Below are 25,823 nucleotides of genomic sequence, written 5' to 3'. Positions count from 1 at the left end.
CAAACCCGGAAATTCAGTGGCCGACAAGTGTTACGGCCTCGGCAGGAGCGGTTTCATGGGACCGCACGAATACAAAACGGGATGCCGCGGGGATCTGTGCGTCGGCGCTGCCATCCTGGCCGATGAGGATAAGTCCCGCGCCGCCATTGGCTACATTCAAGATGACGGGGGCGCCCTGCCAGGTCCTGATTGGCTCCATTCCGATGATGAGAAACTCACCGATCGGCTGGTCGAAATATTGAAGCCTCAGTTGTGGTCCGACTTCTGCAGCCGCCAGGCCGAAACCCAATTGTTTGGCGCGCGCGTAGATGTCTGCCAGCAACGCAGTGTCGGTCCGAAAGCCCAGTTCGGCTGCCGACGCCGTGAAAAGCTCTACGCTCGTTGTCGTGGCGCTCACGGTAAACGTCGGCCGCGCGAGAATTTCGCCGGCCGAGTTTCCGATGCCACAACCTGCCGCATCCAAAGCGTTACTGAGGGCGAAGAAGTTTGCAAACGTCCCGATCCTGATCGTCTTCCACGCAGGGACATCGACGGCGGATTTGATTGGGATTTGCGGCCCAGACGGCGCTTGCTTGAGCTTCAGGTGATTCCGCAGGACGTCTCGCGCCGAGCATTGAGCCACGGCCTCGCTCGCAAACAGGAAAGTGCATGCGATGCAGAGGATGGCGACAATGAGAATGCCACCATGGTGCCATCCCGGCGAACGCCCCTGAATGGCATGGCAACTGACTTTCCTGCCAGCTGTTCGGCCCATAACGGACCTCTCTTGCGCAAATCCAACGCGCTAAGAAGAATTCGGAATCATCACTTCCATGTGGTCGGCGCGGTTACAGCGGAAAAGCTGTCGTTCCTGTAGCTATGGAAATTAGTCGGAGAAAATTCACGAAGGTTCAGCGACGAAGACGTCGGAGGGCAACTCAATATAGGTCAGCGTGCGTGCACTTTCGTAACTGCTCGACGTCAGCGGTCCCCTGAAAGGATCATCTTACCGACATCCTCGTAATGCGTGTCGCGCGCCTGGATCTGCTGAGCGATGGCGTGCATGTCGCGAAAGCGGCGCTCGAACGGATTGCTGCGGAATACGGCGGTCGCGCCGGCCATGTGATAGGCGGTGTCGACCACTTTGGCCGACTGGTGGATGGTCCAGGTCGCGGCGAGGCGAACCGAGCCCCGATGTGCCGCGCTGAATTCGCCGGTCGTACAGAGATCGCGCCACATCGCACTTGCCGTCGCATAGAGATAGGCGCGCGCGGCCCGCAGGTCGCCCTCGGTGCGACCGATCAGGCCCTGGACCGCCTGGTTGTCGCGCATGGCGCTTGCCGCCAGCGACTGATGCTTGCCGCGCGCCAGCGCGATCGCGGCATCCAGCGTGGCGCGCGCGACGCCGAGCGACACCGCGGCAAAGCCGAGGCTGAACGTCGAGCCGGTGCCGATCCTGTAAAGTGGACCCTGCTCGCGTAGCGCGGACGGCACGTCACGAAACGCGGTGAAGCGCTCGGGGACGAACAGGTCGGCGACCTCGTAGGAATCGGTGCCGGTGCCGGCGAGCCCGATCGCCTGCCAGACGTCGTGCAGCACGCCGCTCGCGACCGGAAACAGGATGGTGCGCACCTCCGCCGAGCCGTCGGCATTTTTCCGCGGCGCGCCGTCGGCTCCGACGATGCGGACATGCGCGCCGAGCCAGCTCGCCTGCCGCGAGCCGGAGGCAAAATCCCAGCGCGCCGTGACGCGATAGCCGCCTTCGACCGCCCGCGCCTCATGCGCGATCGCGCCCCAGGCGAGGATGCCCGGCGCCGTGTTGAAGATCTCCTGCGCGGTGTCGTGGTCGAGCGAGGCCGCGATCATGGCGCAGACCGTGCATTGGCCGAGGCACCAGGCGGTGGAGGCATCCGCTTTCGCGATCTCCTCCAGCATCTGCATGAAGGCTTCCGGCGGCGCTTCGGCGCCACCAAGGCTCTGCGGCAGCAGCGCGCGATAGAGCCCGTTCTCGATCAGCGCGCCGACGACGGGATCGGTCAGTCGCCGCGTCCGCTCGATCTCGTCGGCTTCGCGCGCGATCAGCGGCGCAATAGCCCGTGCCCGCTCGACGAGGCCAAATCCGGAAGTTGCGTTCATGCGCGTTTCCTCGCCCATTCTACCGTGAGCGGTCAATCGCACGATGGTGATCTATTTGGCGAGGGGGATCAAGTTGGTGTGGCGTCAATCCGGCCATCGCCACGTGAAGTGCGGAATCAGAGATGATCGCGCAAGCTCGAAAGGCTCACGCCGGCCCAAGAAACTATTGGGGCTGCTCGGACATTATCGTTTTCCAGAAGAGCATGATACTGTTCCGAAACAGGCAGCGATTTTGGCCTCCAACCGGCAGCGGCAAATGTCCTCGTCTGATGCTCCGATGAAACGCAGTGACGCAGCCCGCAGAGGGCGGAGACAGACGAAGACCCTATTGCTGATTTTAGCCATCGGATTTCTCGTTTTCGGTGCCGCTGCGGGCACGTTGTATTACGCGCTGCGGCCGATAACGCTTCGGATTGCCGTCGGACCGCCGGGAAGCAACGATCACAAGGTGATCGAGGCGATGACCGAGGCCTTTGCCAACGAAAGCAGGACGGTGAGGTTGTCTCCGATCGCGACCGCCGGAGCGGCCGAAGCTCTCGCTCTGCTCGGTGCCGGCAGGGCCGACCTTGCGGTCGGTCGCGGCGATCTGGAAATGCCGGCCGACGCGCAAACAGTCGTCATCTTGCGCAAGAACTTCGTCGTGCTGTGGTCTTCTTCGGGACCGGCGGGCAAGGGCTCCAAGCGAAAGCCGACGCCGAAAATCAAGGAGATTGCCGATCTCGCGGGGCACAAGGTGGGGGTGATCGGCGCGACCCCGGCGAACGCCGCGTTGCTGAGAGTCATCCTGAGCGCCGCCGGTGTGGAGCCGGACAAGGTCACGGTCACTCAATTCGGCACTGGCCAGCTCGAGGAGCTGGCGCGTGACCCGAGTCTCGACGCCTTCATGGCTGTCGGTCCGCTCGACAGCAAGATAACTGCCGATGCCGTCGCCGCGACCGCCCGGGCGCGTGGCGAGCCGAAATTTCTCGCGATCGACGCATCGGAAGCCATCGCCTTGAAGCACCCGCGTTATGAATCGGAGGAAATTCCGCCAAGCATTTTCAATGCGAATCCAGCCTGGCCCGATGACAAGGTGGAGACCGTCAGTGTCAGCCATTTGATCGTCGCACGGAAAGCCTTGTCCGAAACGACAGTGTCAGCGTTTTACCGCCAGCAATTTGCCCTCCGGCAGGCGATTGCCAGACAGGTGCCTGGCGCTGCGCAAATCACCAAGCCGGACACCGAGAAGGAAGCCGAGCTTCCGGTACATCGGGGAGCGGCGGCCGTGATCGACGGGACCGAGCGGACCTTCCTCGACAGATATGGCGACTATTTCTGGTTTGCGCTCCTGCTTCTCTCCGGCATTGGCTCGGCCGGCGCCTGGCTGCGTCAATATCTGAATCGGGATGAACGCGACGAGAACACTGGCCATCGCAACAGAATTCTGGCGCTGGTTTCCAAGGTGCGCACTGCGGAGTTCGACCACGAACTGCTGGCCATGCAGCAGGAGGTCGACGCCATCATCGTCGAAACACTTGGCTGCTACGACGACGGCGCCATCGAGGAGGAGGAACTGGCAGCCTTCGGCCTGGTGCTCGAACTGTTCGATCATGCCCTCAGCGAGCGGCGCGCAGTGTTGCAAACCCCTCCTTCGAACGTGCTCGCCGCCCGGCGGTAGCGATACCGGTTTTGGTATCCGGGAGTTGCGTTCATGCGCGTTTCCTCGCCCATTCTTGGTGTGAGCGGTAAGGAGGCAATCGTGGTCTATCTGCGGGAAGGATCAAGCTGGTCCTAGCGTCGGTCTCGCCAGCTCGCGCTGACACCGGCGACATCACAGCTCGGGCAAACCCGACGGCGGCCTGCGCGCGTTGGCTGCTTGCTCGAAGGCATACGCCAGACGCAGCAGCTTGTGCTCGCTCCAGGCGCGCCCTGCGAAAGTGACGCCGAGTGGATAGTCGGGCGTGTCTTTGCCGTCGTTTGTCCCCGAGACGAAGCCGCCGGGCACCATGACGCTGGGATAGCCCGCCTTGGCGGCGATTACGGCGCCGTAGGCGCCGGGGAACAGCACCGCGTCGAGCTCGTGCTGGTTCATATAGGCGTCCATGCCGCGCGTCCTGGCGGAGAGCAGGTCCATGACACGTGCAGACTTGTACTCGGGCTCGCTCAGATCGCCCCTGGTCAAGTCAGCGGCGAGGAAGTGGTCCTGTCCGAAACGCAGCGCATTGTCGGCGTTTGCTGCGTTGAAGGCCACGATGTCGGCCATGGTCTTGATGTCAGTGTTGGTCGCCCAATCCCTCAGGTAGAGATTGAGATCGTGCTTCAGCTCGTACAGAAAGACGACCGGCGGCCTTGCGACCGTGCCTTTGTGGGCGCTGAGCGGATTGCGGTTGAGCACAGCCATGGTCGTGCCCGGCCCACCGATCCAGCCAAGTGTGGGCATGCTGGCGCGCACGATGACGGCGCCGAGATCCTCCAGCACCTTGATCACCTCAGCCATCAGCTTGGCCGACTTCGCCGGCAGCTTGCCGTAATAGCAATCGTTCAGCGGGTCAGCGGGGTCGCTCGGCACGCCGATGCGCGCGCCCTTCATCGCGTCGGCGACGAGGCCGGCGGTGTAGTCGGCCGGCCGCCGCTGCTCTTGCGTCGCTGGGTCGAGCGGGTCCTTGGCAGCCAGCACATTTCAGCAACATCGCGGCATCGCGCACCGTGCGCGTCATCGGACCGGCGGTGTCCTGGCTGTGCGCAAGCGGCAGGATGCCGGCGCGGCTGATCAGCCCGACGCTCGGTTTCACGGTGACGAGGCCGTTCAGGCTGGCGGGGTGCAGCAGCGAGCCCGAGGTTTCGGTACCGATCGAGGCCGCGCACAGTCCGGCCGCCACCGCGACCGCCGAACCCGAGCTTGAGCCCCCTGGGGTCAGAACCGGGATGCCGTGCTCGTCCATCAGCCCTGGTGCGTAGGGGTTCTTCACCTGCCCGCCCAGCGATGAATAGCCCGAGGGCATGTCGATCGCGAGCATGTTGGCGAACTCCGTCAGGTTCGCCTTGCCCAGGATCACCGCGCCGGCGCTCCGCAGCAGCTTGACGATGGTGGCATCATCCCTGGCGCGCGCGCCCTCCAGCGCCAGCGAGCCCGCCGTGGTCGGCTGTTCGTCTCCGGTCGCGATATTGTCCTTGAGTAGGATAGGGACGCCCGCCAGCGGCCGCTGGGCCGACGGCCTCGTGCCGTCGAGCGTGCCGGCGAGCGCATCGGGATTGAGTGCACGGACCGAGTTGAGCTTAGGCCCGTCGCGGTCATAGGCCGCGATGCGCGCGAGATAGAATTCCGCCAGCGCTCTCGCGGTGATCCGTCTGCCGGCCAAGGCATCGATGACGTCGCTCATGGGCGCGTGCGCGAGCATCTGCATGGTCGACGCCGGCGGCTCAGTCAGGCCAGCTCTAGGAAGCTCGGACATTTGCCTTTCCTTGCTCCATTCCATCGCGAGTGCGAGAGGCACTATCGTGGCGGATTTGGCGGGGAGGATCAATGAGGGGCGATGGGTTTCGCAAGCGCCAAGCCCATCTTACGAGCTGCCATCGAGCAATCGCTCCATGACGATCGTGCGTTCGTCACCATGATAGCTGTCGCGCGCCGCCCTGAATCCAAGGCCGGCGTAGAAGGTTTCAGCGGTGATTGAGGAAGAAAGGGTCAGCGAAGGGATGTTGCGCTCGCGTGCGGTACGCTCGATCTCGGCCATCAGCAGCTTGCCGATGCCGCGGGCCTGAACGTGTGGAGCGACGAAGACAGTGCGGACGACGGACCCGTCGAGGCTCGCGGTCCCGACGATGCGGCTGCGGATGGTAGCGACAAAAACGGTGCGTTGCCCAATGAGCTGCCGCACAGCGTCCGGACTGAAGCCGCGCACGATCCTTTCGATGACCTCGTTCGGATAATCCTTCGCGTTGGCTTCCCGCAGTGCACGCACGATGACCGCGCTGATATGAGCGGCGTCATCTTCAAGTGCAGGACGGATTGTGCATTCCATGGGCCACTCCAGTTCGCGGCGTGAAAAGCACAAAGACCGCTCGCTATTGCAGTCCCAGACCGCTGCAGTACCACGCCATGTCTTCGTGTCTCCAGCCGCGCTTGACGCCTGATTCCTTGCATTCATTGTAGGTCTTGAAGTTAGCTCCGTTTCGGCAGCCTGACGGATAGCTCCCAAAGCCGCCACCCGAGGTGGAACATGCGACCGAACTGGCCGCCGTGGTCGGGGCGACAGTGGCTTTGGGTGCTGCGTTCGCTGATGTGATCGACAAAATCAGCAAGCCCCCTAACGCAAGAACCGACGCTTTCATTGCATTCTCCTGATGGAACGATGCGTATACTATCTCAGGATGCATTATAGCTGGAGGCGCAACCTGAATGAAAGAGACCCGCGCTGCGGGCGCCCTCTGGTTTTCCATTCAACACCAAACCGGACAGCGTTGGTTCCTCTGAAGGAACGGTCAGGAGCTCAAGGCGTTTGAGGTAGCGAAAGGACACTTGCATGACCGAGAAATTCGATCCGGCACCGCCGGACAAGAACGCGGAAGATCTCAAGCGTGGCATCCGACGCGACAAGGCCAGGGACGACGAGCTGGACAAGGGCTTGAAGGACAGTTTCCCGGCGTCGGACCCGGTGAGCAGCACCCAGGCGTCCAAGGCAACACCGGACGCATGAAGGAGGGATAGACTATGGGCCTCGCAGCCTATGATATTGTTGGCAGGGACGGTGCCTGGCACGTCGACCACGATGGCGAAATCCGGAACACTTACCAGACCAAGGAAGCCGCTTTCGAGGCGGCTGTGGCCGCGGCATCGCTCGCCATGCGGCAGGGTCATTCCGTCCGGCTAACGGTGCCGGAGAGCGAGAACACCGTCGGCGCAGAAAATTCGGGCGGATGACCTTCGAGAGCATCCTGGTTCTACACGGCCGCCAGCAAATGGGCGGGCGCAAACGGCTTGCGCAAAAAGGTCGTGTTGGGCGGCAGCGGCGCCATCACCGTCCCGGACATCAGCACGATGTTGAGCCCCGGATGAGCACTGCGAGCGTATTCTGCGAGCTCAAGCCCGGTCATTCTCCCCGCGAGGTTGTGATCGGTGATGAGCGCCCGTAGCTCCGTGCCCGTCGACGCCACAATAAGCTCCGCGGCTTCCGCAGTGGCGCACTCGACGACTTCGAACCCTTCGTCCTTGAGAAGGTCGGACAGAACTTCGCGCTGGAGTGAGTCGTCCTCGACCAGCAGCATGACGAAATTCGACATGCGGTCATTCCCAACTTATCGGATGTTAATGCGCATCCCGGAAGATTGTTCGGTTGTGATGTCTTCGTTCGGCGCTCCTTGCGCCACGGCATGATCAGTCGAACATGTTGCATTCTCCTTGAGGTTTCGACGCAGGCGCCGAAGCGGGGATCGAACAGGAGCGGCAATGGCAATCGTCTTCATCACCGGCAGCACGGACGGTCTGGGCCGCGCAGCTGCCCAGTCTCTGCTCGAACAGGGCCACCAGGTCGTCCTGCACGCACGATCAGCGGAACGTGCGACCGCAATCTCCGAGCTTGAATCGCATTCCGCACGGGTCGTGATCGGCGATCTCAAGAGCGCCGCCCAGACGAGACACGTGGCAGATCAGGTCAACGCAATCGGACGAATGGACGCGGTCATCCACAACGCCGGGGTCTATACCGAGCGCAGCCGCGGCCCGACGCCCGAAGGCCACGCCACCACCCTGGCGGTCAACACGCTCGCGCCCTATTTGCTCACCGCCCTGATGAAGCGCCCCGATCGCCTGGTGTATCTCAGCAGCGGACTACATCGCGGCGGAGAGGGATCGTTGAGCGATCTCGACTGGACGAGGCGAACCTGGGATCCGGCCAAGGCGTACGCGGAGAGCAAGCTGCACATGGTCGCACTGGCCTTTGCCTTGGCGCGGCGTTGGCCGCAGGTGCTGAGCAACGCCGTCGATCCCGGCTGGGCGCGCACCAAAATGGGCGGTGCCGGAGCGCCGGTCGGCGTGGCCACCGGACAACGGACGCAGACCTGGCTCGCTGTGAGCGATGATCCCGCCGCCCTGGTCAGCGGTCGTTACTGGCATGACCTCCGGCAACAAGAGCCGGCGCACGAAGCAGTTGATCCCGATTTTCAGGAGCGGCTTCTGGACAGGCTGGGCGAGTTGACGGGAGTGATGCTTCCACCGGCGTAGAAGCAATTCGCCTGAAGCCCACATCTTCCCAAAGCGTCCGGAGGCCGATGCTGCCTCTCATGCGCACGGCATTGCCACGTGCTGCATGATGGCATAATGCCCCTGTTTTGCCCGACGAGTCAAACGAAATTCTGAAAATCAAAAATTCAATCCGAACAAGCCCCTCGCTACTGTGCATGGGGTTGTTTTCGCGTTTTTTGTTTTCGGTCCCGAAAAGCGCGGACCGGACCTGTCTCGCCGCGCTCGCGGCGGCCTAAAGCCGTCGCCTCAGCTGTCCACCTTCAGCGCGGCGATGAAGGCTTCCTGCGGGATGTCGACCTTGCCGAACTGCCGCATCTTCTTCTTGCCTTCCTTCTGCTTCTCCAGAAGTTTGCGCTTACGCGTGATGTCGCCGCCGTAGCACTTTGCGGTGACGTCCTTGCGCAGCGCGCGCACCGTCTCGCGCGCGATCACCTTGCCGCCGATCGCCGCCTGGATCGGGATCTGGAACATGTGCGGCGGGATCAAATCCTTCATCTTCTCGACCATGGCGCGGCCGCGGCCTTCGGCGCGGGTGCGATGCACCAGCATCGAGAGTGCGTCGACCGGCTCGTTGTTGACCAGGATCTGCATCTTGACGAGATCGGCCGGCTTGTAGTCGGTGAGATGATAGTCGAACGAGGCGTAGCCCTTGGAGACCGACTTCAGGCGGTCGTAGAAGTCGAACACGACCTCGTTGAGCGGCAGATCGTATTTCACCATCGCGCGGGAGCCGACATAGGTCAGCTCCTTCTGCGAGCCGCGGCGGTCCTGGCACAGCTTCAGCACGCTGCCGAGATATTCGTCGGGGGTGAGGATCGTGGCCTCGATCCAGGGCTCCTGGATCTCCGCGATCTTGACCACGTCCGGCATGTCGACAGGATTGTGAATCGAGATTTCCTGTCCGTCGGTCAGGCTCATCTTGTAGATCACGCTCGGCGCGGTCGCGATCAGGTTGAGATCGAATTCGCGCGACAGACGCTCCTGGATGATCTCCAGGTGCAACAGCCCGAGGAAGCCGCAGCGGAAGCCGAAGCCGAGTGCGGCCGAGGTCTCCATCTCGTAGGAGAAGCTGGCATCGTTGAGGCGTAGCTTGCCCATCGCCGCGCGCAAGGTCTCGAAGTCGTCGGCGTCGGCGGGGAACAGGCCGCAGAACACCACGGGAATGGCCGGCTTGAAGCCCGCCAGCATCTCGGTGACCGGCTTCCTGTCGTCGGTGATGGTATCGCCGACACGGGTGTCGGCCACTTCCTTGATCGCGGCGGTGATGAAGCCGATCTCGCCGGGGCCGAGCTCGTCGACCTGCGTCATCTTCGGGGTAAAGAAGCCGACGCGCTCGATGTCATAGGCCGCGCCCGTGCCCATCATGCGGACCCGGCTGCCCTTCTTCATGACGCCGTCGACGACGCGGATCAGCACCACCACGCCCAGATAGACGTCGTACCAGCTGTCGACCAGCAGCGCCTTCAGGGTCGCTTCGCGGTCGCCCTTCGGCGGCGGCAGGCGGGTGACGATCGCTTCCAGCACGTCGGGCACGCCGAGACCGGTCTTGGCCGAGATCATCACGGACTCGGACGCGTCGATGCCGATGACGTCCTCGATCTGTTGCTTGACCTTCTCCGGCTCTGCGGCGGGAAGATCGACCTTGTTCAGGACCGGAACGATCTCATGCCCCGCATCGAGCGCGTGGTAGACGTTGGCGAGCGTCTGCGCCTCGACGCCCTGGCTGGCGTCGACCACCAGCAGGGAACCCTCGCAGGCCGCCAGCGACCGCGAAACTTCGTAGGCGAAGTCGACATGGCCGGGCGTATCCATCAGGTTGAAGATGTAATCCTTGCCGTCCTTGGCGCGGTAGGCGAGGCGAACCGTCTGCGCCTTGATGGTGATGCCGCGCTCGCGCTCGATGTCCATGGAATCGAGCACCTGCTCCTTGCCCGCCATTTCCCGGTCGGTGAGGCCGCCGGTCATCTGGATCAGGCGGTCGGCCAGCGTCGATTTGCCATGGTCGATATGGGCGACGATGGAGAAATTGCGGATGTTGGAAATGGGGACGGTCGTCATGGGCGCGGGATACCACTCACATCCCCGTGCGGCAACCATATTGCTGTATTTTCAGGGCCTTTGTTCACGCCAAGCTGATTCCACGAAGGCCCGAAACGCGCTACGCAACGCCTGATGTCCAGGCCCATGACGACGACCTCGATCCCGTCTGCCCGAGCGCGCGCGAAGACCCGGGTGAGCTATGCCCGCTTTCGCGCCTGGCTGGTTGCCAGCGCGACCCGCCCCGAGGCGCGCCTCTGGCTGGTGATCCAGCTCGCCATCCTGCATGCGGTGCTCTGGACCTTCATCCTGATCAATCTCAAGGCAGCGCAGGACGTTCACATGGACGTCGCGGAAGCCTGGGGCTGGGGGCAGAAATTCCTCTGGGGCTATGGCAAGCACCCGCCGCTGTCGGGCTGGGTCGCCGGCCTCTGGTTCACAGTGTTCCCGCCGACGGACTGGGCGACCTATGCGCTGGCGATGGCGACCGTCGGCACCGGTATGGTGATCTGCTGGCTCATCGCGCTGCGCGTCGTGGATGCGCGGCGCGCGTTCCTGGTCGTGGTGATGGTCGCGCTCTACCCGATCTTCAATTTCAAGGGTTTCAAGTACAATCCCGACCTGCTCCAGCTCGTCACCTTGCCGCTCCTCGTGCTCGCTTATCTCAATGCGTTCGAGAAGCGGAGCTGGCAGTCCGGAGTGTTGCTCGGCCTTGCCGGCGCGCTGGCGCTGATGACCAAATACTGGGTGCTGACCATGATCGGCGCCATCGGGCTTGCCGCGCTGATCCATCCGGAGCGAATGAGATTCCTGTCGTCGCCGGCACCGTGGGTTGCGATCGCGACGATGGTGGTGGCGATGATCCCGCACATCGTGTGGCTGGCGGACGCGCATTTCGTGCCGCTGACCTATGCCGGCGATACCTACAGCCTCGAGGACAGCGGCCAGGTGCATCAGCTCGTGACCGGCTATGCCCTGCATAATGTCGCGCTGCTGGCATTGCCGGTGGCGCTGGCCGCGCTGGCGATGGCGCTGGTGCCACCTTGGTTCAGGCTGCTCCTGCGTGCGCCCTTGCGCATCGTCACGCGGGACTGGGCGCGCGGCGCGAATTCCAGCGTGAACCTTTCGCAGGCGCGCAACGTCTGGCTCATTCAGATCATCGTCGCGGTCGGCCCCGCGCTCGGTGCGCTGGCCTTCAGCATCTACATGAAGACCGATTGGGGCATCTCGCTGTTCTTCCTGGTGCCCTTGGCGCTGGTCGCGATCCCGGCGTTGCGGGTGCAGAGCGCTGCGCTGTTCAACATTGTCGCGATCTGGCTCGTGCTCAGCGTTGCCACGCTCATTGCCTCGCCCTGGATCGCCGCCCGCGAGATGGCGGCCAATGCCGGCAATACGGCGACTTACGGCGCGCGCTCGGATCTCGCGCGCGAGCTGACGCAGGCTTGGCACGCGCGCTTCGCCTCGCACTGGGCGGTCGTCGCCGGCACCATGGAATCGATCCAGCCGATGGTGTTCTACAGCCCGGATCATCCGGCCGCGTTCACGCCGCTAGAGGCCTGGGGGTCCGGATTGATTTCGCCCGATGACGTCAAGCGATACGGCTTCATCGGCGTGTTCGACCCGGCCGATGGTCGCCTGCCGGCGTTCGAAAAATGGGTGTCCGAAGTTGCGCCGAAGGCCGAGCGCATCGTAATGACGACGCGCCGTTTCACTCACGGCAAAGCCGGTCCGTCGATGAGCTGGAACATCTACATCGCGCCGCCGGGGAATTGATCGAAGCGAATCCGCCTAAATCCCTTCCTCGTTGAATTTGCTTTCAACGAGTTCGGTGATCGCCGCGAGCGCGGCTTCGGCATCATCGCCGGACGCAGCGACCGTGATGGTGGTGCCGGGACCGGCGGCGAGCATCATCAGGCCCATGATCGAGGTGCCGCCGACGGTTTCGCCGCCGCGCGTCACCCAGACCTGCGCGCTGAAACGCTCGACGGCCTGGACGAACTTGGCGGAGGCCCGCGCGTGCAGGCCGCGCTTGTTGATGATCAGGAGGTCCTTGGAGATCGCGCCCGCGGGCACGCCCGTCCCGGCTTGCGGCGCCTCGTCGCTCATTTGCCGGCGAGGACGCGGCTGGCGATGGTGACGTATTTGCGGCCGGCTTCCTGGGCCATCGCGATCGCGTCGGGGAGCGGACGCTCCTCGCGCACCTTGGCGAGCTTCACCAGCATGGGAAGGTTGATGCCCGCGAGCACTTCGACCTTCGGCCGGCTCATGCAGGATATTGCCAAATTGGACGGCGTGCCGCCGAACATGTCCGTGAGGATCGCGACGCCGTCGCCGGAATCGACGCGGTTAACCGCCTCGATAATGTCGCTTCGACAGAGATCGGAATCATCTTCGGCGCCGATCGTGATCGCTTCGATTTGCTTTTGTGGGCCCATGACATGTTCAAGCGCTGCCTTGAATTCGTCGGCAAGGCGCCCGTGGGTCACAAGTACTAGACCAATCATCGGAAAACTCCTCGCGGGCGCTTTTGGTGCACCGCACGAACGCGCCACTTTGACCATCCAGAGCCCCCGCGCAAGAGGGGATGTTGCGTATCTCCCTGAATCTAGACGGATGGATAAGGGGAGCTGCGCCGGTCTATTCGGTCGCGAGTGTGGGGTTCATATGGTTACCATTTCCCTTCAAACAATCGCCTGAAGGGTTAACGGGAGATGAACTCTTGGTAGTGGTCAAGGCCGCGACAACCAGAGGAAGGGGCAAATAGTCGCGGCCGACTGGGATTCGTGGTATTTCGACACCTAAAATGGCTGTTTTCAGGGATTGGGCCGGCGGCAGCCGCTCCGCATCCGCGGCGTCCAGATCGACCACGAGGCCGACGGTCGCATGCTCCACAAAGTCGCAGCGGCGGATTCCCAGCCCCCGGATCTCGATCAGGCCGGCCAGAACCGGGGCGGGGCGGACCTCAATTTCGCGGCCGACTGTCGCCAGATGGACACGGTCATCACCGACCAGAACGGCCGTTTCGAGCACGCCGCTGCGTCCTGCCATGATCAAATCGAAGGCAAGGCGCGACTTGCCGGAGCCCGAGGGCCCGCGGATCAGCACCGCCAGATCTCCAACCTTGACCGCCGAGGCGTGAACGCTGGGCCCACCGTCGCTCATAGCGCCGGCAGCCTCACCACGAAACGCGCGCCGACAACACTGGGCGCGCCGTCCTCGTCCGCCGGGCCGAGGCGGTTCTCGGCCCAGATGCGTCCGCCATGCGCGTCGACGATCTGCTTGGAGATCGACAGGCCGAGGCCGGAGTTCTGGCCAAAGCCCTGATGAGGGCGGTCGGTGTAGAAGCGCTCGAAGATGCGCTCCAGCGCGTCGTCGCGGATTCCGGGGCCGTCGTCGTCGACCACGATCTCGATCTCTCCGCGTACGCGGCGGCAGGTGAGGCGCACCTTGTTGCCGGGCTCGGAGAAGGACTGTGCGTTCGAGAGCAGGTTGGAGACCACTTGTCCTAGCCGCGAATCGTGGCCGGTCACGGCGAAATTGTCGGTCGGGCTGCGGCCCTCGAAACGCATTTCGACCGCGACGTCATGGCCGAGCTTGGTTTCATTGGCGACGGAGACGAGCGTCGTCAGCAGGCGGCGCAGGTCGACCGGAATCGCATCCTGGCGCTGCAGTTCTGCATCGAGACGGCTGGCGTCGGAGATGTCCGAGATCAGCCGGTCGAGCCGCTTGACGTCATGCTCGATCACCTCGAGCAGGCGCGCGCGGCTGTTCTCGTTGCGCGCCAGCGGCAACGTCTCGACCGCGGAGCGCAACGAGGTCAACGGGTTCTTCAATTCGTGCGCGACGTCGGCGGCGAACATCTCGATCGCTTCGATGCGGCTGTAGAGTGCACTGGTCATGTCGCGCAGCGCACCGGAGAGATGGCCGATCTCGTCGCGACGACGGGTGAAGTCGGGAATTTCGACGCGGGTCCTGATCCGGCGGCGGATCAGCTCGGCGCTATCGGCGAGCCGGCGGACCGGACCTGCGATCGTGCTGGCGAGCAGCAGCGACAGCATGATCATGACCGCGGCGGCGACGCCGCCCACTTTGAGGATGGCGAGGCGCTCGGCGGTGACCATCTGGTCGATGTCGTCGCCCTGCGTCGACAGCATCAGCGCGCCATGGATGGCGCGCGAGCGCAGCACGGGGACCGCGACAGAGACGATCACCTCGCCGCGCGCATTGACCCGCACCATCGAGCGCTTCTGGCCCTGGAGCGCGTCGCCGACCTCCGCATAGCCATTGCCGTTCTCGGGGCCGAGCTCGCGATAGAGCGGCAGGTCGCCGCGATTGAGCCAAGTACGGACCGCGACCATGCCGCGTTCGACCATGCCAGGCTTCTCGGCGGACACTGACGGCAGGGGGAAGCGCACCACGGTATCGAGGCTGCGGCTATCGACCAGCAGGCTGCCGTTCGGGTCGTAGATGCGGGCGCGCGTCTTGGTCGGCGAGATCAGCGTGCGCAGCACCGGTGCCACGCGCTCCGGATTGATCGGAAAATCCAGCGGGGAATACTCGTCCGAGCCGCCATAGGTCTCGCCCGGCTTGAGGTCGAGCAACCGGTCGGGGTCGATGGTGATGGCGTTGGTCTGCACCGTCGCGGACGCCGCGATCGCGCCGGCGATGATTTCCGCCTGCACCAGCAGGCTCTGCGCGCGCGCGTCGATCAGGCCGGCGCGGAATTGCGACAGATAGAGGATGCTCGCCACCAGCGCGACCAGGCCGGCGAGGTTGAGCGAGACGATGCGGCGGGTCAGGCTCGAGAAGGACAGCGCGAAGAAGAACTGCCCGGCCCGCTTCAGCCAGTTCAGCGGACGCCAGCCCCGCACGGCCGGCTTGTCCTCAGCCAATTGATCCGGAGCGCCGTGGGCGGTGACGTCCTCGGCGTTCTGGTTCTCGTCAGGCTGCGTTCGGTCAAGCAATGCTCACGCCCGCGTTAGGACAGCTCGTGCGAAGGTCCCCGCATCCTAGAGCCATCCCGGTCCCGATGGAATCAGAACCGGCGATGCTCTCGGTCTTTCGTGGAGGCGCGTGCGCCTCAGGCTTCCTTGAAGCGGTAGCCGACGCCGTAGAGCGTCTCGATCATCTCGAACTCGTTGTCGACCACCTTGAACTTCTTGCGCAGCCGCTTGATGTGGCTGTCGATGGTGCGGTCGTCGACATAGACCTGGTCGTCATAGGCGGCGTCCATCAGCGCGTTGCGGCTCTTCACCACGCCGGGCCGGGTCGCGAGCGCCTGCAGGATCAGGAATTCGGTGACGGTCAGCGTCACCGGCTCGTTTTTCCAGGTGCAGGTGTGCCGTTCAGGATCCATGCGCAGCAGGCCGCGGTCGAGCGCCTTGGCGTCGTTCTCCTTCGGCGTGACGGTCGGGTCCTTCGGCGCCGAACGGCGCAGCACCGCCTTGACGCGCTCGACCAGCAGGCGCTGCGAGAACGGTTTGCGGATGAAGTCGTCGGCGCCCATCTTGAGGCCGAACAGCTCGTCGATCTCTTCGTCCTTCGAGGTCAGGAAGATCACCGGCAGGTCGGATTTCTGCCGCAGCCGGCGCAACGTCTCCATGCCGTCCATGCGCGGCATCTTGATGTCGAGGATGGCAAGATCGGGCTGGGTGGTGCGGAAACCGTCGAGCGCTGAGGCGCCGTCGGTATAGGTCATGATGCGATAGCCTTCGGCCTCCAGCGCGATCGAGACGGATGTGAGAATGTTGCGGTCGTCGTCGACCAAAGCGATTGTGGGCATGAGCCTCTGCTTTCTGCTTTCCGTTTGGGTCGTGGCTTGAAAACGGCGAGCAATCCACTGATGCGCCGCATACATGGGTGCCGATGTTGGCATTCGAACCTTGTCACCGAGCAATGCAAGCTAGGCTGAAGTGTGACCAAGTTCCACGAAACACGGCAGATTCGCCGCATCTCGACCCATAACCGGGCCCCGGTTTACCCGAAAAAAGGCCCTCCATGCAACCACCTGACCCGAGAAAGCCGATGCAACCGACCCCCGACTTCGACCCCGGAAAGCTCGCCAAATCGCTGCTGCGGCGGTCACGGCAGGGGGCCTTGGCGACATTGATGGCCGGCAGCGGCGATCCTTATTGTTCCCTGGTCAATCTGGCGAGCCATCCGGATGGCTCTCCGATCCTGCTGATCTCAGGATTGGCCGTGCACACCAGGAACATCCTGGCCGACAGCCGGGTGTCCTTGATGCTGGACGAGCGGGCGGCGGGCGATCCACTGGAAGGTGCCCGGATCATGCTGTCCGGCCATGCCGAGCCGGCCGATGCCGACAAGGATCTGCTCCGGCGACGGTATCTCAATGCTCATCCCTCAGCGGGAGCCTTTGTTTCCTTTAAAGATTTCTCTTTCTTTCGGATCCGGCCTACGGGAACCCATCTGGTCGCCGGCTTCGGCCGGATCGTCGACCTCAAGCCGGAGCAATTCCTGACCGACCTCACGGGGGCCGAGGACTTGCTGACGGCGGAGGAGGGCGCGGTGGAGCACATGAATGCCGACCACCGCGAGGCCATGGGCCTCTATGCAACAAAACTGCTCGGTGCTGCCGCGGGCGACTGGCGCTGCACCGGCTGCGACCCGGAGGGCCTCGACATGCAGGACGGCCAGACCGTCTTGCGGCTGGATTTTCCGGAGCGGGTGGCTGATGGCACGGCGCTGCGCAAGATGCTGGTTCGCCTCGCCGGCGAAGCGCGCACCAGGATGAACCAGAGCGCAACACATTGAACGCTGCTGCCCATCGCCGCGACCCAAGTTCGTTACCGGTCAGAAGGCGGCGGCGAGAGCGTCATGACAGAATGGAATAGACGGACGCTGGTTGCGGGTTTGACGCTCGCGATCACCGCATCGCTTGTCACGCCTAGCGTCGCCCAGAAAGGTCTCGCCGCGGAGAGCGCGCGGATCAACACCCTCATGAGCGCCGGCAGATATTCGGAAGCACTGCCTTTGGCGCAAGGTATGGTCGCGAACCTGGAGAAGAGCGACACAGGTCGCGAACTCGCCGCCGCGCTGAACAACCTCGGCCAGGTTCATGCCGGTCAGGGCCACGACGATCTGGCGGAGCCGCTCTACAAGCGCGCCATCATGCTGATGGAAAAGTCGCTCGGTCTCGAAACCCCGTTGATCGGAGCCGAACTGAGCAACCTCGCCGCGCTCTACCAGCGGCAGAGCCGCTACGCCGAGGCTGAGCCGCTGTTCAAGCGCGCGCTCGCCGTTCGCGAGAAGGGATTGTCGCGCGAGCATCCCGATGTCGGCCAGTCACTCAATAATCTCGCCACGCTCTATGTGAAGCAGCAGCACTATGCCGAAGCCGAGCCGCTGTTTCAGCGGGCGCTCGCGATCTACCAGAAGGCTGGCGGCTCCGAGCATCCGGCGGTGGCCACCGTCCTGAACAATCTCGGCCAGGTCTATCGCGATCTCAATCGCGATGCGGACGCGGAAGCGCCGATCAAGCGCTCGCTCGCGATCCGGGATAAGGTGCTGGGACCGGATCATCCCGACGTCGCCCGCTCGCTGAACAATCTCGCCGGCCTCTACGAGCACCAGCAGCGCTACGGTGACGCCGAGCCGCTCTATCGTCGCGCGCTGGTCATCCGCGAAAATGCACTCGGGCCCGATCATCCCGAGGTCATGACCTCGACCGGCAATCTGGCTTATTTCCTCTACGTGGCCGGGCGCGCCGCGGACGCATTGCCGTTCGCGGAAAGGACTCTTCGGGGCGATCGCGCCCAGTTGCGCATCGTCTTGCCGGTCCTGTTCGCCGCGCGCCAACAAGATCTGCTGTCCGGCGACAAGGCGCTCGACGAGGCCCTCGCCGCGATCCAGCGCGGCACGCAATCCTCCGCCGCATCCGCCGTGAACAAGCTCGCGGTTCGGCTTGCCGCCGGCAGCGACCGGCTCGCCGAGCTGGTGCGCCGGGATCAGGATCTCGCGGCTGAGTCAGAGGCACTCGACAAGGCGATCGTTGCCGCAGTGTCGAAGCAATCCGCGCAGCGCGATCTCGCAACCGAACAGCGCAGCCGCGCGCGGATTGCAATGATTGCCAACGAGCGTGCGGGCTTGCAGAAGACGCTCGCGGTCGAGTTTCCCGACTACGCGTCACTCTCCAATCCGCTGCCGTTGACGGCAAAGGACATCCGGCTGCTGCTGTCGGCCGACGAGGCGATGGTGCTCTATTCCGTCGTCGACAAGCAGAGCTATGTCATCGCGATCACGCGCGAGGGCGTCGACTGGAAGGCCATCCCACTCGGCGCGGATGCGCTGACGCAGAAGGTGACGGCATTCCGCAAGGGACTCGACGTCGGCAAAGCGCGCGACGCCTCCGGCAAATCCGGATTGTTCGATCTGGCGCTCGCCAACGAGCTCCATGTCGCGCTGCTCGGTCCGGTCGAGGCGTTGACAAAGCACAAGCACAGCCTGCTGGTGGTGCCGTCGGCTGCGCTGACCGCATTGCCGTTTCATCTGCTCGTCACGGAGAAGCCGCAGGCTGCGATCCCGGACACGCTCGAAGGCTATCGCGGCGCCGCCTGGCTGCTGCGGCGCCAGGCCGTCTCGGTGCTGCCGTCGGTGGGCAGTCTGAAATCGCTGCGGGCCTTCGCGCGTCGGGATCAAAGCGTGAAGCCGATGACCGGCTTCGGCGATCCCGTGTTCAATCCTGCACTGGAAGGGCCCGCCGAGCGGCGCGCCGCGAACGGCAAGGTCGCCGCGCGCAGCATCGCGACCATCGCCTATAGTGATTTCTGGCGCGGTGCCGGCGTCGATCGCGCGCGGCTTGCGCAGGCGCTGCCGCAACTGCCCGACACCGCCGATGAGTTGAACGCGGTGGCCAGGGATGTCGGGGCTTCCGAGGCCGACATTCATCTCGGCCGCGACGCCAGCGAGACGACGCTCAAGCGTGCAGCGCTTGCTCAATACGGCATCATCTACTTTGCCACCCACGGCCTCGTTGCCGGCGACATCAAGGGACTGGGTGAGCCCTCGCTCGCGCTCTCCATTCCCGATCAGCCCACTGAACTCGACGACGGTCTACTCACCGCGAGTGAAGTCGCTCAGCTCAAGCTCAATGCGGATTGGGTTGTGCTGTCGGCCTGCAACACCATCGCGGGCGACAAGCCCGGCGCCGAGGCCCTGTCGGGACTGGCGCGCTCGTTCTTCTACGCCGGTGCGCGCGCGCTCCTGGTCTCGCATTGGGCCGTGGATTCGGAAGCTGCCACCCGCCTGACCACGATGACTTTCGAGCTGCTCAAAAACGAACCACAAATCGGGCGTGCCGAAGCCTTGCGCCGCGCGATGTTAACCTACGTTGACGACACCTCGTCTCCGCGCAACGCCTATCCTGCGATATGGGGGCCCTTCGCGCTCATCGGCGAAGGCGCGGTACGATAGGGTGGCCTTGGAATTTTCATCGAGACCGTCTTGGGCATTGTGCGTCGCAATAACCTTGTGAAACGCCGAAACGCGCATTTGGTTGCGCGATCATTGTTGATTTTTTGATGCGCCTGCTCAGAGCTGACATGCGCGACGTTTGGCGCGGTCCTTGAATAAACCAAATCCGAAGGGATCAGCTTGGCAACGCCTGCGTTCATCAGTATTAGGTCGTTCCAACCGAGGCCGAACGGCCTGTAATCACGGTGACCGCGGCGGCGCCAAGCATGATCGCGCTGAGTGGGTTCTAGGAGGATTTTTCGTGCAAGAGACGGGCGTGCGCAACGGTGCCTTCGGCGCCGACAAATTCGGCTTAAAGAATCTCAAGCAGGTTCACTGGAACCTCGGTGCGCCGCAACTCTATCAATACGCGCTCTCCGCGGGCGAGGCGGTGCTGTCGGCCGATGGCGCGCTCTGCGCCGACACCGGCGAGTTCACCGGCCGCAGCCCCAAGGACAAATTCACGGTGCGTGACGCCACCACCGACAAGAAGATGTGGTGGGCCGGCAACCAGTCGATCACCGCAGAGCAGTTCGAGACGCTCTACCAGGACTTCCTCAAGCACGCCGAAGGCAAGTCGCTGTTCGCACAGGACCTCTATGGCGGCGCCGATCCGGCTTATCGCATCAAGACCCGCGTCTTCACCGAGCTCGCCTGGCACTCGCTGTTCATCCGCACGCTGCTGATCCGTCCCGAGGCGATCGAGCTCTCGGCGTTCGTGCCCGAGCTCACCATCATCGACATGCCGAGCTTCCGCGCCGATCCGAAGCGCCATGGCTGCAAGTCGGAGAATGTCGTCGCGATCGATTTCGCCCGCAAGATCGTGCTGATCGGCGGGTCTTACTATGCCGGCGAGATGAAGAAGTCGGTCTTCACCACGCTGAACTACTATCTGCCCGAGCGCGGCGTGATGCCGATGCATTGCTCGGCCAATGTCGGCGCCAAGGGCGATGCGGCGATCTTCTTCGGCCTGTCCGGCACCGGCAAGACCACGCTGTCAGCCGATCCGAACCGCACGCTGATCGGCGATGACGAGCACGGCTGGGGCCCGAACGGCGTCTTCAACTTCGAAGGCGGCTGCTACGCCAAGTGCATCAAGCTGTCGCAGGAAGCCGAGCCCGAGATCTATGCCGCCTCGACCCGCTTCGGCGCGGTGCTCGAGAACTGCGTGTTGGACGAAGACACCCGCGTGGTCGATTTCGACGACGGCTCCAAGACCGAGAATACGCGCTCGGCCTATCCGCTCGAGTTCATCCCGAACGCCTCGCGCACCGGCCGCGCACCGCAGCCGAAGAACGTGGTGATGCTCGCCGCCGACGCCTTCGGCGTGCTGCCGCCGATCGCCAAGCTCTCGCCGGCGCAGGCAATGTATCACTTCCTGTCGGGCTACACCGCCAAGGTCGCTGGCACCGAGCGCGGTCTCGGCAATGAGCCGCAGCCGGAATTCTCGACCTGCTTCGGCTCGCCCTTCCTGCCGCTCGACCCCTCCGTCTACGGCAACATGCTGCGCGACCTGATCGCCCAGCACAATGTCGACTGCTGGCTGGTCAACACGGGATGGACCGGCGGCAAGTACGGTACCGGCTCGCGCATGCCGATCAAGGTGACGCGCGCGCTGCTGACCGCGGCCCTCGACGGCTCGCTTCGCAACGTCGAATTCCGCACCGATAAATATTTCGGCTTCGCGGTCCCGACCGCGCTGCCGGGCGTGCCGAGCGAGATCCTCAACCCGGTCAACACCTGGAAGGACAAGGACGAGTTCGACAAGACCGCCCGCGCGCTGGTCGGCATGTTCCAGAAGAACTTTGCCAAGTTCGAAGCCCAGGTCGACGCCGAGGTCCGCGCCGCTGCACCGGACGTGAAGCTCGCGGCGGAGTAAGCTTGCGTCGTTTGAAATTCGAAAGGGCGGCCGTGAGGCCGCTCTTTTGGTTTTCGAGATGTCTCTCTACCGTCATTGCGAGCGCAGCGAAGCAATCCAGAATCCCTCCGCGGAAACAGTCTGGATTGCTTCGCCGCGCTCGCAATGACGAACTTGCGGAAGCAGCTACGCCTTGAAATACGCGATCTGCGTGCTCGTCGCGAGCAGCCTTCCGTGGGGCGACCACAGCTCGGCGTTCTGGTCGGCGTAGCTCTTGTGCATGATCTTTGAATCTGCGGTCGCCAGCACGCGGGTGATGTCCTCGGCCGCGAGTTCTTCGCTGTCAGTGTGGAAATACGTCGTCAGCGACACCGTGCCGAACGGCACCAGCTCGCGCCGCGCGTGGAAGATGCGGCCGAAGAAGGCGTCCGACATCGACATCAGCGACGGCATGTCCAGCTTGCGCGGCTCGCGATCACTGATCCAGAGCTTTGAGTAAGTGCTGGCGAGTTCGGGCTTGGACGGGCCGATCCGCATCTCGCCCTCGACGAACCGGAATTCATACTGGTTGGCCCAGGACGCCGCGATCTTTGGGAACGGCATCGTCTCTTCGAACGGCTTTGCATCCGGATATTGCGCCACCCTGTGGTCCCAGGACGGCCGGCGTTCGGCGAACACCGCGGTGGCGAGGGTTGCGACCTCGCCGCCGCCTTGCGACAGTTCGACGCTCCAGTGCTGGCTGGAGCGGTTGGCCTTCACCAGTCGCACGTCGAGATCGAACGGCCCCTTGGCGATCGGCGCGCAGTAATTCACGGTGAGCGCCAGCGGATCGCCGGCACGTTCCGGATGCTCGATCAGCGCGCGCAAAATGGTCGCGGCCGTGACGCCGCCGAACGGGCCGACAAAGGCCCAGTAATCGTCGCTGGTGTGTCCCTGCCAGCTCGAGTCACCGGCGGTGACGCGGGTGGCGTCGTCGAAAGGGTGCGGGAGCTTGGCGTGCATTGCTTGATCCGGCGTTCAATGACGGACGTCATATCACGTCCGCCGCCGGCTTGTGCAATTACCTCGTGGGTAACCGATTTCACGCAGCGGAAAATTAGCCGGCGACATCGCGCAGGGTCGGCAGCAGCGGTGTGGTCGGATTGACCGGCACGTTCCAGATCTCCTCGGCATATTCGCGGATGGTGCGGTCGGAGGAGAACCATGCCATGCGCGCGACGTTGAGGATCGAGGCACGCGTCCAGGCCGGCGCCACCTGCCAGCGCGCATCGACGCTACGTTGCGCATCGTAATAGGAATCGAAGTCGGCGCTGACCATGTAATGGTCGAGATAACGCAGCGCGTGCGCGATGGATTCGAAGCGGCCGGGATCGCCGGGCGAGAACTCGCCGGTGCCTATGGCATTGATGGCGCGCTGGAGCTTGGGCGAATTGCGGATCACGTCCGAGGCGTCCAGCCCCTGCTTGCGCCGGATCATCACGTCACCGGCTTCCATGCCGAAGATCGCGATGTTCTCCGCGCCGACATGGTCGCGGATCTCGATGTTGGCGCCGTCGAGCGTGCCGATGGTGAGGGCGCCGTTCAGCGACAGTTTCATGTTGCCGGTGCCGGAGGCTTCCATGCCGGCTGTCGAGATCTGCTCGGAGAGGTCGGCAGCGGGAATGATCACTTCGGCAAGGCTGACATTGTAGTCGGGCAGGAACACGACCTTGAGCTTGCCGCCGATGGCGGGATCGTCGTTGACGACTTCCGCAACATCGTTGATGAGTTTGATGATCAGCTTGGCGTAGCGGTAGCTCGCCGCCGCCTTGCCCGCAAAGATCTTCACCCGCGGCACCCAGTTGCCGTTGGGGTCGTCCTTGATCGACTGGTACAGCGCGACCGTCTCGATGACATTGAGAAGCTGGCGCTTGTATTCGTGGATGCGCTTGATCTGCACGTCGAACAGCGCGTTCGGGTCGACCTTGATGCCGAGCCGCTCGCCGATCAGGCGCGCCAGCGCGGTCTTGTTGTGAAGCTTGACTGCACGGAACTTCTTCTGGAATTCGACGTCGCTGGCGCGGGCCTCGATCAGGCTGAGCTGCGTCGGATCGTCGAGCACGGCATCGCCGCAAGTCTCGCGCAACAGATCGGTCAGCTTCGGATTCGCCAGCATCAGCCAGCGGCGGAAGGTGATGCCGTTGGTCTTGTTGGTGATGCGGCCAGGATAGAGATGGTTGAGGTCGTGGAACACGGTCTCGCGCATCAGGTCCGAATGCATCGCCGAGACGCCGTTGATGCGGTGCGAGCCGACGAAGGCGAGCTGGCCCATGCGCACGCGCCGGCCGCTCCGCTCATCGATCAGCGAGACCGAGGCGCGGAAGTCGATGTCGCCGGGGGCGCGCGCCTCAGCGAGCGCGAGATGCTGCACGTTGATGCGGTAGATGATCTCGAGATGCCGCGGTAACAGCCGTTCGAACAGCTCGACCGGCCAGGTCTCCAGCGCCTCGGGCAGCAGCGTGTGGTTGGTGTAGGACAGCGTGGCGACCGTGATCTTCCAGGCCTCGTCCCAGCGGAAATTGTGGTCGTCGATCAGGATCCGCATCAGCTCGGTGACGGCCAGGCTCGGATGGGTGTCGTTGAGCTGCACCGCGACCTTGCTCGACAGGCTGCGGAGCTGGCCGTCGGAGGCAAGATGCCGCTTGATCAGATCCTGCAGCGAGGCCGAGACGAAGAAATATTCCTGGCGCAGGCGCAGCTCGCGGCCCGCCGGGCTCTCGTCGTTCGGATACAGGAATTTACAGATCGCTTCCGCGCGCGACTGCTCGGCGCTGGCGCTGACATAGTCGCCGGTGTTGAAGGCGTCGAGCTTCAACGGATCGGGCGAGCGCGCCGACCACAGCCGCAGCGCATTGACGTGCTGGCCGCGCCAGCCGACGATCGGCGTGTCATAGGCCATCGCCTGCACGGTCTCGGACGGATGCCAGATCGCGCGATCGCGGCCCTTGTCGTCGACATGCTCGACACCGCCGCCGAAGCGAATGTCATAGATCACCTCGGGCCGCTGCAATTCCCAAGGGTTGCCGAAGCCGAGCCATTCGTCCGGATATTCCTGCTGCCAGCCCTGATTGATGATCTGGCGAAACAGGCCGTAATCATAACGGATGCCGTAGCCGATCGCGGGGATCGACAGTGTCGCCATGCTTTCCATGAAGCAGGCGGCAAGACGGCCCAGACCGCCATTGCCGAGCGCTGCATCCGGCTCGCATTTGCGCAGCTCAGGCAAGGAGACGCCGAGATCGCCGAGCGCGACTTCGAAGATCTTCAGCAGCCCCATATTGTTCAGCGCGTCGCTGAAGAGGCGGCCGATCAGGAATTCGAGCGAGAGATAATAGACGCGCTTGCGCCCTGCATCGTAGCTGTGCTTCTCGGCCGTGAGCCAGCGATGCACGATGCGGTCGCGCAGCGCCAGCGCCGCGGCCTGGTACCAATCGTGTTTGGTCGCCATGCCCGCATCCTTGCCGATGGCAAGGCGCAGCTTCGCCAGGATAGCGCCCTTGATCTCAGCCAGCGCGAGTTCGTCGATGGGCTGGTTGGGGGCGGGAAAATTAGGCTGGAACGATGAATCTTGCAAAGTCGTCACTTCCTGGTCGCGAGAACACTACTGACCCTACGCATCTTGCCTCTGTACCGGAACCATTGCTGGTGCGACCGTGCACTGCGTTGGCGTAAAATTATGCAAGGAACGGGCCGATTTGGGAACCCGGACGCATACGGGGAAACGTGGATTTGGTGCTAGAATGGCGGCCAATTCAGCCATCAGTGTGGAGGAGACGTCCCATGAAAGCTCTGATGAGACCTGTGATGCGACGGCTGATCGAAATCGCCGCGGCCACCTTCCTCGTCGTCTGCATCACGGCGTCCAGCGCCGCCTTCGCCGCCGGCAAGATCGGCCGCAGCGCCGACGGCCTGAGCTGCGCCGTCACGCTTCCGCAAAACGCATCCTCCGCCGCCCGCTGCGCCGCCATCAAGCGCCAATGCGGCGGCAAATTTTACGCAAGCGCGTGCGGGGATAAGTTGATGTCAGCGGCGAATTGAGCAGGGGCTGGTGCAACGAAGAAGGTGTCGTCCTGGCGGAAGCCA

Annotated in this window: 23 protein-coding genes; 9 read left to right on the top strand and 14 right to left on the bottom strand. The window is 63.7% G+C overall.

The features are described 5' to 3' along the window. Nucleotides 1–13: 13 nt before the first annotated feature. Both ACIPUD_RS22010 and ACIPUD_RS22005 read right to left on the bottom strand, forming a co-directional pair. The gene (locus ACIPUD_RS22010; RefSeq protein ID WP_446481530.1) at nt 14–754 is read right to left on the bottom strand and encodes a hypothetical protein; all 741 of its coding nucleotides are present in this window, start codon (nt 752–754) and stop codon (nt 14–16) included. A gap of 206 nt (nt 755–960) precedes the next feature. Beyond that, nucleotides 961–2,115 (bottom strand): acyl-CoA dehydrogenase family protein, encoded by a 1,155-nt coding sequence (locus tag ACIPUD_RS22005; protein ID WP_446481529.1) that lies wholly within the window; start codon nt 2,113–2,115, stop codon nt 961–963. A gap of 256 nt (nt 2,116–2,371) precedes the next feature. Between ACIPUD_RS22005 and ACIPUD_RS22000 the strand changes: the two genes are divergently transcribed. Continuing rightward, nucleotides 2,372–3,772, top strand: coding sequence for a TAXI family TRAP transporter solute-binding subunit (locus ACIPUD_RS22000; RefSeq protein ID WP_377791604.1), 1,401 nt, complete (start codon nt 2,372–2,374; stop codon nt 3,770–3,772). 153 nt (nt 3,773–3,925) lie between these two features. On the opposite strand, the gene ACIPUD_RS21995 is transcribed toward ACIPUD_RS22000, so the two are convergent. From ACIPUD_RS21995 to ACIPUD_RS21985, 3 genes are all read right to left on the bottom strand, one after another. After that, nucleotides 3,926–4,684 carry a hypothetical protein gene (locus ACIPUD_RS21995; RefSeq protein WP_446481528.1) on the bottom strand — a complete coding sequence of 253 codons (759 nt, stop codon included), beginning with the start codon at nt 4,682–4,684 and terminating at the stop codon, nt 3,926–3,928. After that, on the bottom strand, nt 4,644–5,546 hold the full coding sequence (locus ACIPUD_RS21990) for an amidase family protein (RefSeq protein WP_446481527.1): 903 nt from the start codon (nt 5,544–5,546) through the stop codon (nt 4,644–4,646). Before ACIPUD_RS21990 ends, ACIPUD_RS21995 begins: the two co-directional genes overlap by 41 nt. A gap of 108 nt (nt 5,547–5,654) precedes the next feature. Next, complete coding sequence (locus tag ACIPUD_RS21985) at nt 5,655–6,116, bottom strand: N-acetyltransferase family protein (RefSeq protein ID WP_446481526.1); 462 nt, start codon at nt 6,114–6,116, stop codon at nt 5,655–5,657. Between the two features lie 501 nt (nt 6,117–6,617). On the opposite strand from ACIPUD_RS21985, the gene ACIPUD_RS21980 reads away from it, so the two are divergent. Continuing rightward, nucleotides 6,618–6,791: a hypothetical protein gene (locus ACIPUD_RS21980; RefSeq protein ID WP_007604975.1), complete on the top strand. Its 174-nt coding sequence runs from the start codon at nt 6,618–6,620 to the stop codon at nt 6,789–6,791. Between the two features lie 14 nt (nt 6,792–6,805). Continuing rightward, nucleotides 6,806–7,015, top strand: a complete 210-nt coding sequence (locus ACIPUD_RS21975; protein ID WP_085352004.1) for a hypothetical protein — start codon at nt 6,806–6,808, stop codon at nt 7,013–7,015. Nucleotides 7,016–7,035: 20 nt separating this feature from the next. Here the strand turns inward: ACIPUD_RS21975 and ACIPUD_RS21970 are convergent, their stop codons facing one another. Continuing rightward, nucleotides 7,036–7,374 carry a response regulator gene (locus ACIPUD_RS21970; RefSeq protein ID WP_018460063.1) on the bottom strand — a complete coding sequence of 113 codons (339 nt, stop codon included), beginning with the start codon at nt 7,372–7,374 and terminating at the stop codon, nt 7,036–7,038. 166 nt (nt 7,375–7,540) lie between these two features. Between ACIPUD_RS21970 and ACIPUD_RS21965 the strand changes: the two genes are divergently transcribed. Continuing rightward, entirely contained in the window at nt 7,541–8,314 is a 774-nt protein-coding gene (locus ACIPUD_RS21965) for an SDR family NAD(P)-dependent oxidoreductase (protein ID WP_446481525.1), read from the top strand. A gap of 267 nt (nt 8,315–8,581) precedes the next feature. Here the strand turns inward: ACIPUD_RS21965 and lepA are convergent, their stop codons facing one another. Then, nucleotides 8,582–10,393 (bottom strand): translation elongation factor 4, encoded by a 1,812-nt coding sequence (gene lepA / locus ACIPUD_RS21960; RefSeq protein WP_204513183.1) that lies wholly within the window; start codon nt 10,391–10,393, stop codon nt 8,582–8,584. Between the two features lie 126 nt (nt 10,394–10,519). Between lepA and ACIPUD_RS21955 the strand changes: the two genes are divergently transcribed. Beyond that, complete coding sequence (locus ACIPUD_RS21955) at nt 10,520–12,145, top strand: glycosyltransferase family 39 protein (protein ID WP_026233935.1); 1,626 nt, start codon at nt 10,520–10,522, stop codon at nt 12,143–12,145. Nucleotides 12,146–12,160: 15 nt separating this feature from the next. On the opposite strand, the gene ACIPUD_RS21950 is transcribed toward ACIPUD_RS21955, so the two are convergent. The 5 genes from ACIPUD_RS21950 to ACIPUD_RS21930 form a co-directional block, all read right to left on the bottom strand. Continuing rightward, entirely contained in the window at nt 12,161–12,478 is a 318-nt protein-coding gene (locus tag ACIPUD_RS21950) for an HPr family phosphocarrier protein (protein ID WP_018460059.1), read from the bottom strand. After that, nucleotides 12,475–12,876: a PTS sugar transporter subunit IIA gene (locus ACIPUD_RS21945; RefSeq protein WP_007597752.1), complete on the bottom strand. Its 402-nt coding sequence runs from the start codon at nt 12,874–12,876 to the stop codon at nt 12,475–12,477. Before ACIPUD_RS21945 ends, ACIPUD_RS21950 begins: the two co-directional genes overlap by 4 nt. A gap of 133 nt (nt 12,877–13,009) precedes the next feature. Beyond that, nucleotides 13,010–13,534: an HPr kinase/phosphorylase gene (locus ACIPUD_RS21940; protein ID WP_018460057.1), complete on the bottom strand. Its 525-nt coding sequence runs from the start codon at nt 13,532–13,534 to the stop codon at nt 13,010–13,012. Further along, a complete protein-coding gene (locus ACIPUD_RS21935; RefSeq protein ID WP_446481524.1) occupies nt 13,531–15,336 on the bottom strand; it encodes a stimulus-sensing domain-containing protein in 1,806 nt (601 codons plus the stop codon). Before ACIPUD_RS21935 ends, ACIPUD_RS21940 begins: the two co-directional genes overlap by 4 nt. A gap of 116 nt (nt 15,337–15,452) precedes the next feature. Further along, on the bottom strand, nt 15,453–16,154 hold the full coding sequence (locus tag ACIPUD_RS21930) for a response regulator transcription factor (RefSeq protein WP_007597749.1): 702 nt from the start codon (nt 16,152–16,154) through the stop codon (nt 15,453–15,455). Nucleotides 16,155–16,396: 242 nt separating this feature from the next. On the opposite strand from ACIPUD_RS21930, the gene ACIPUD_RS21925 reads away from it, so the two are divergent. The 3 genes from ACIPUD_RS21925 (at nt 16,397) to ACIPUD_RS21915 (ending at nt 21,722) form a co-directional block, all read left to right on the top strand. Further along, entirely contained in the window at nt 16,397–17,146 is a 750-nt protein-coding gene (locus ACIPUD_RS21925) for a HugZ family pyridoxamine 5'-phosphate oxidase (RefSeq protein WP_026233934.1), read from the top strand. Between the two features lie 63 nt (nt 17,147–17,209). After that, nucleotides 17,210–19,804 (top strand): CHAT domain-containing protein, encoded by a 2,595-nt coding sequence (locus tag ACIPUD_RS21920; protein WP_446481523.1) that lies wholly within the window; start codon nt 17,210–17,212, stop codon nt 19,802–19,804. Between the two features lie 301 nt (nt 19,805–20,105). Next, a complete protein-coding gene (locus ACIPUD_RS21915; protein WP_018460052.1) occupies nt 20,106–21,722 on the top strand; it encodes a phosphoenolpyruvate carboxykinase in 1,617 nt (538 codons plus the stop codon). A gap of 165 nt (nt 21,723–21,887) precedes the next feature. Here ACIPUD_RS21915 and ACIPUD_RS21910 read toward each other — a convergent pair whose 3' ends face one another. Next, nucleotides 21,888–22,703 (bottom strand): acyl-CoA thioesterase, encoded by an 816-nt coding sequence (locus tag ACIPUD_RS21910; RefSeq protein ID WP_085352000.1) that lies wholly within the window; start codon nt 22,701–22,703, stop codon nt 21,888–21,890. A 94-nt stretch (nt 22,704–22,797) separates the two neighbouring features. Further along, nucleotides 22,798–25,314 carry a glycogen/starch/alpha-glucan phosphorylase gene (locus tag ACIPUD_RS21905; RefSeq protein WP_446481522.1) on the bottom strand — a complete coding sequence of 839 codons (2,517 nt, stop codon included), beginning with the start codon at nt 25,312–25,314 and terminating at the stop codon, nt 22,798–22,800. 230 nt (nt 25,315–25,544) lie between these two features. Between ACIPUD_RS21905 and ACIPUD_RS21900 the strand changes: the two genes are divergently transcribed. Next, the gene (locus ACIPUD_RS21900) at nt 25,545–25,778 is read left to right on the top strand and encodes a hypothetical protein (RefSeq protein WP_231189520.1); all 234 of its coding nucleotides are present in this window, start codon (nt 25,545–25,547) and stop codon (nt 25,776–25,778) included. Nucleotides 25,779–25,823 lie beyond the last annotated feature (45 nt).

Source organism: Bradyrhizobium sp. CAR08 (assembly GCF_052871955.1).
This window is presented reverse-complemented; position numbering and strand designations above follow the sequence as displayed.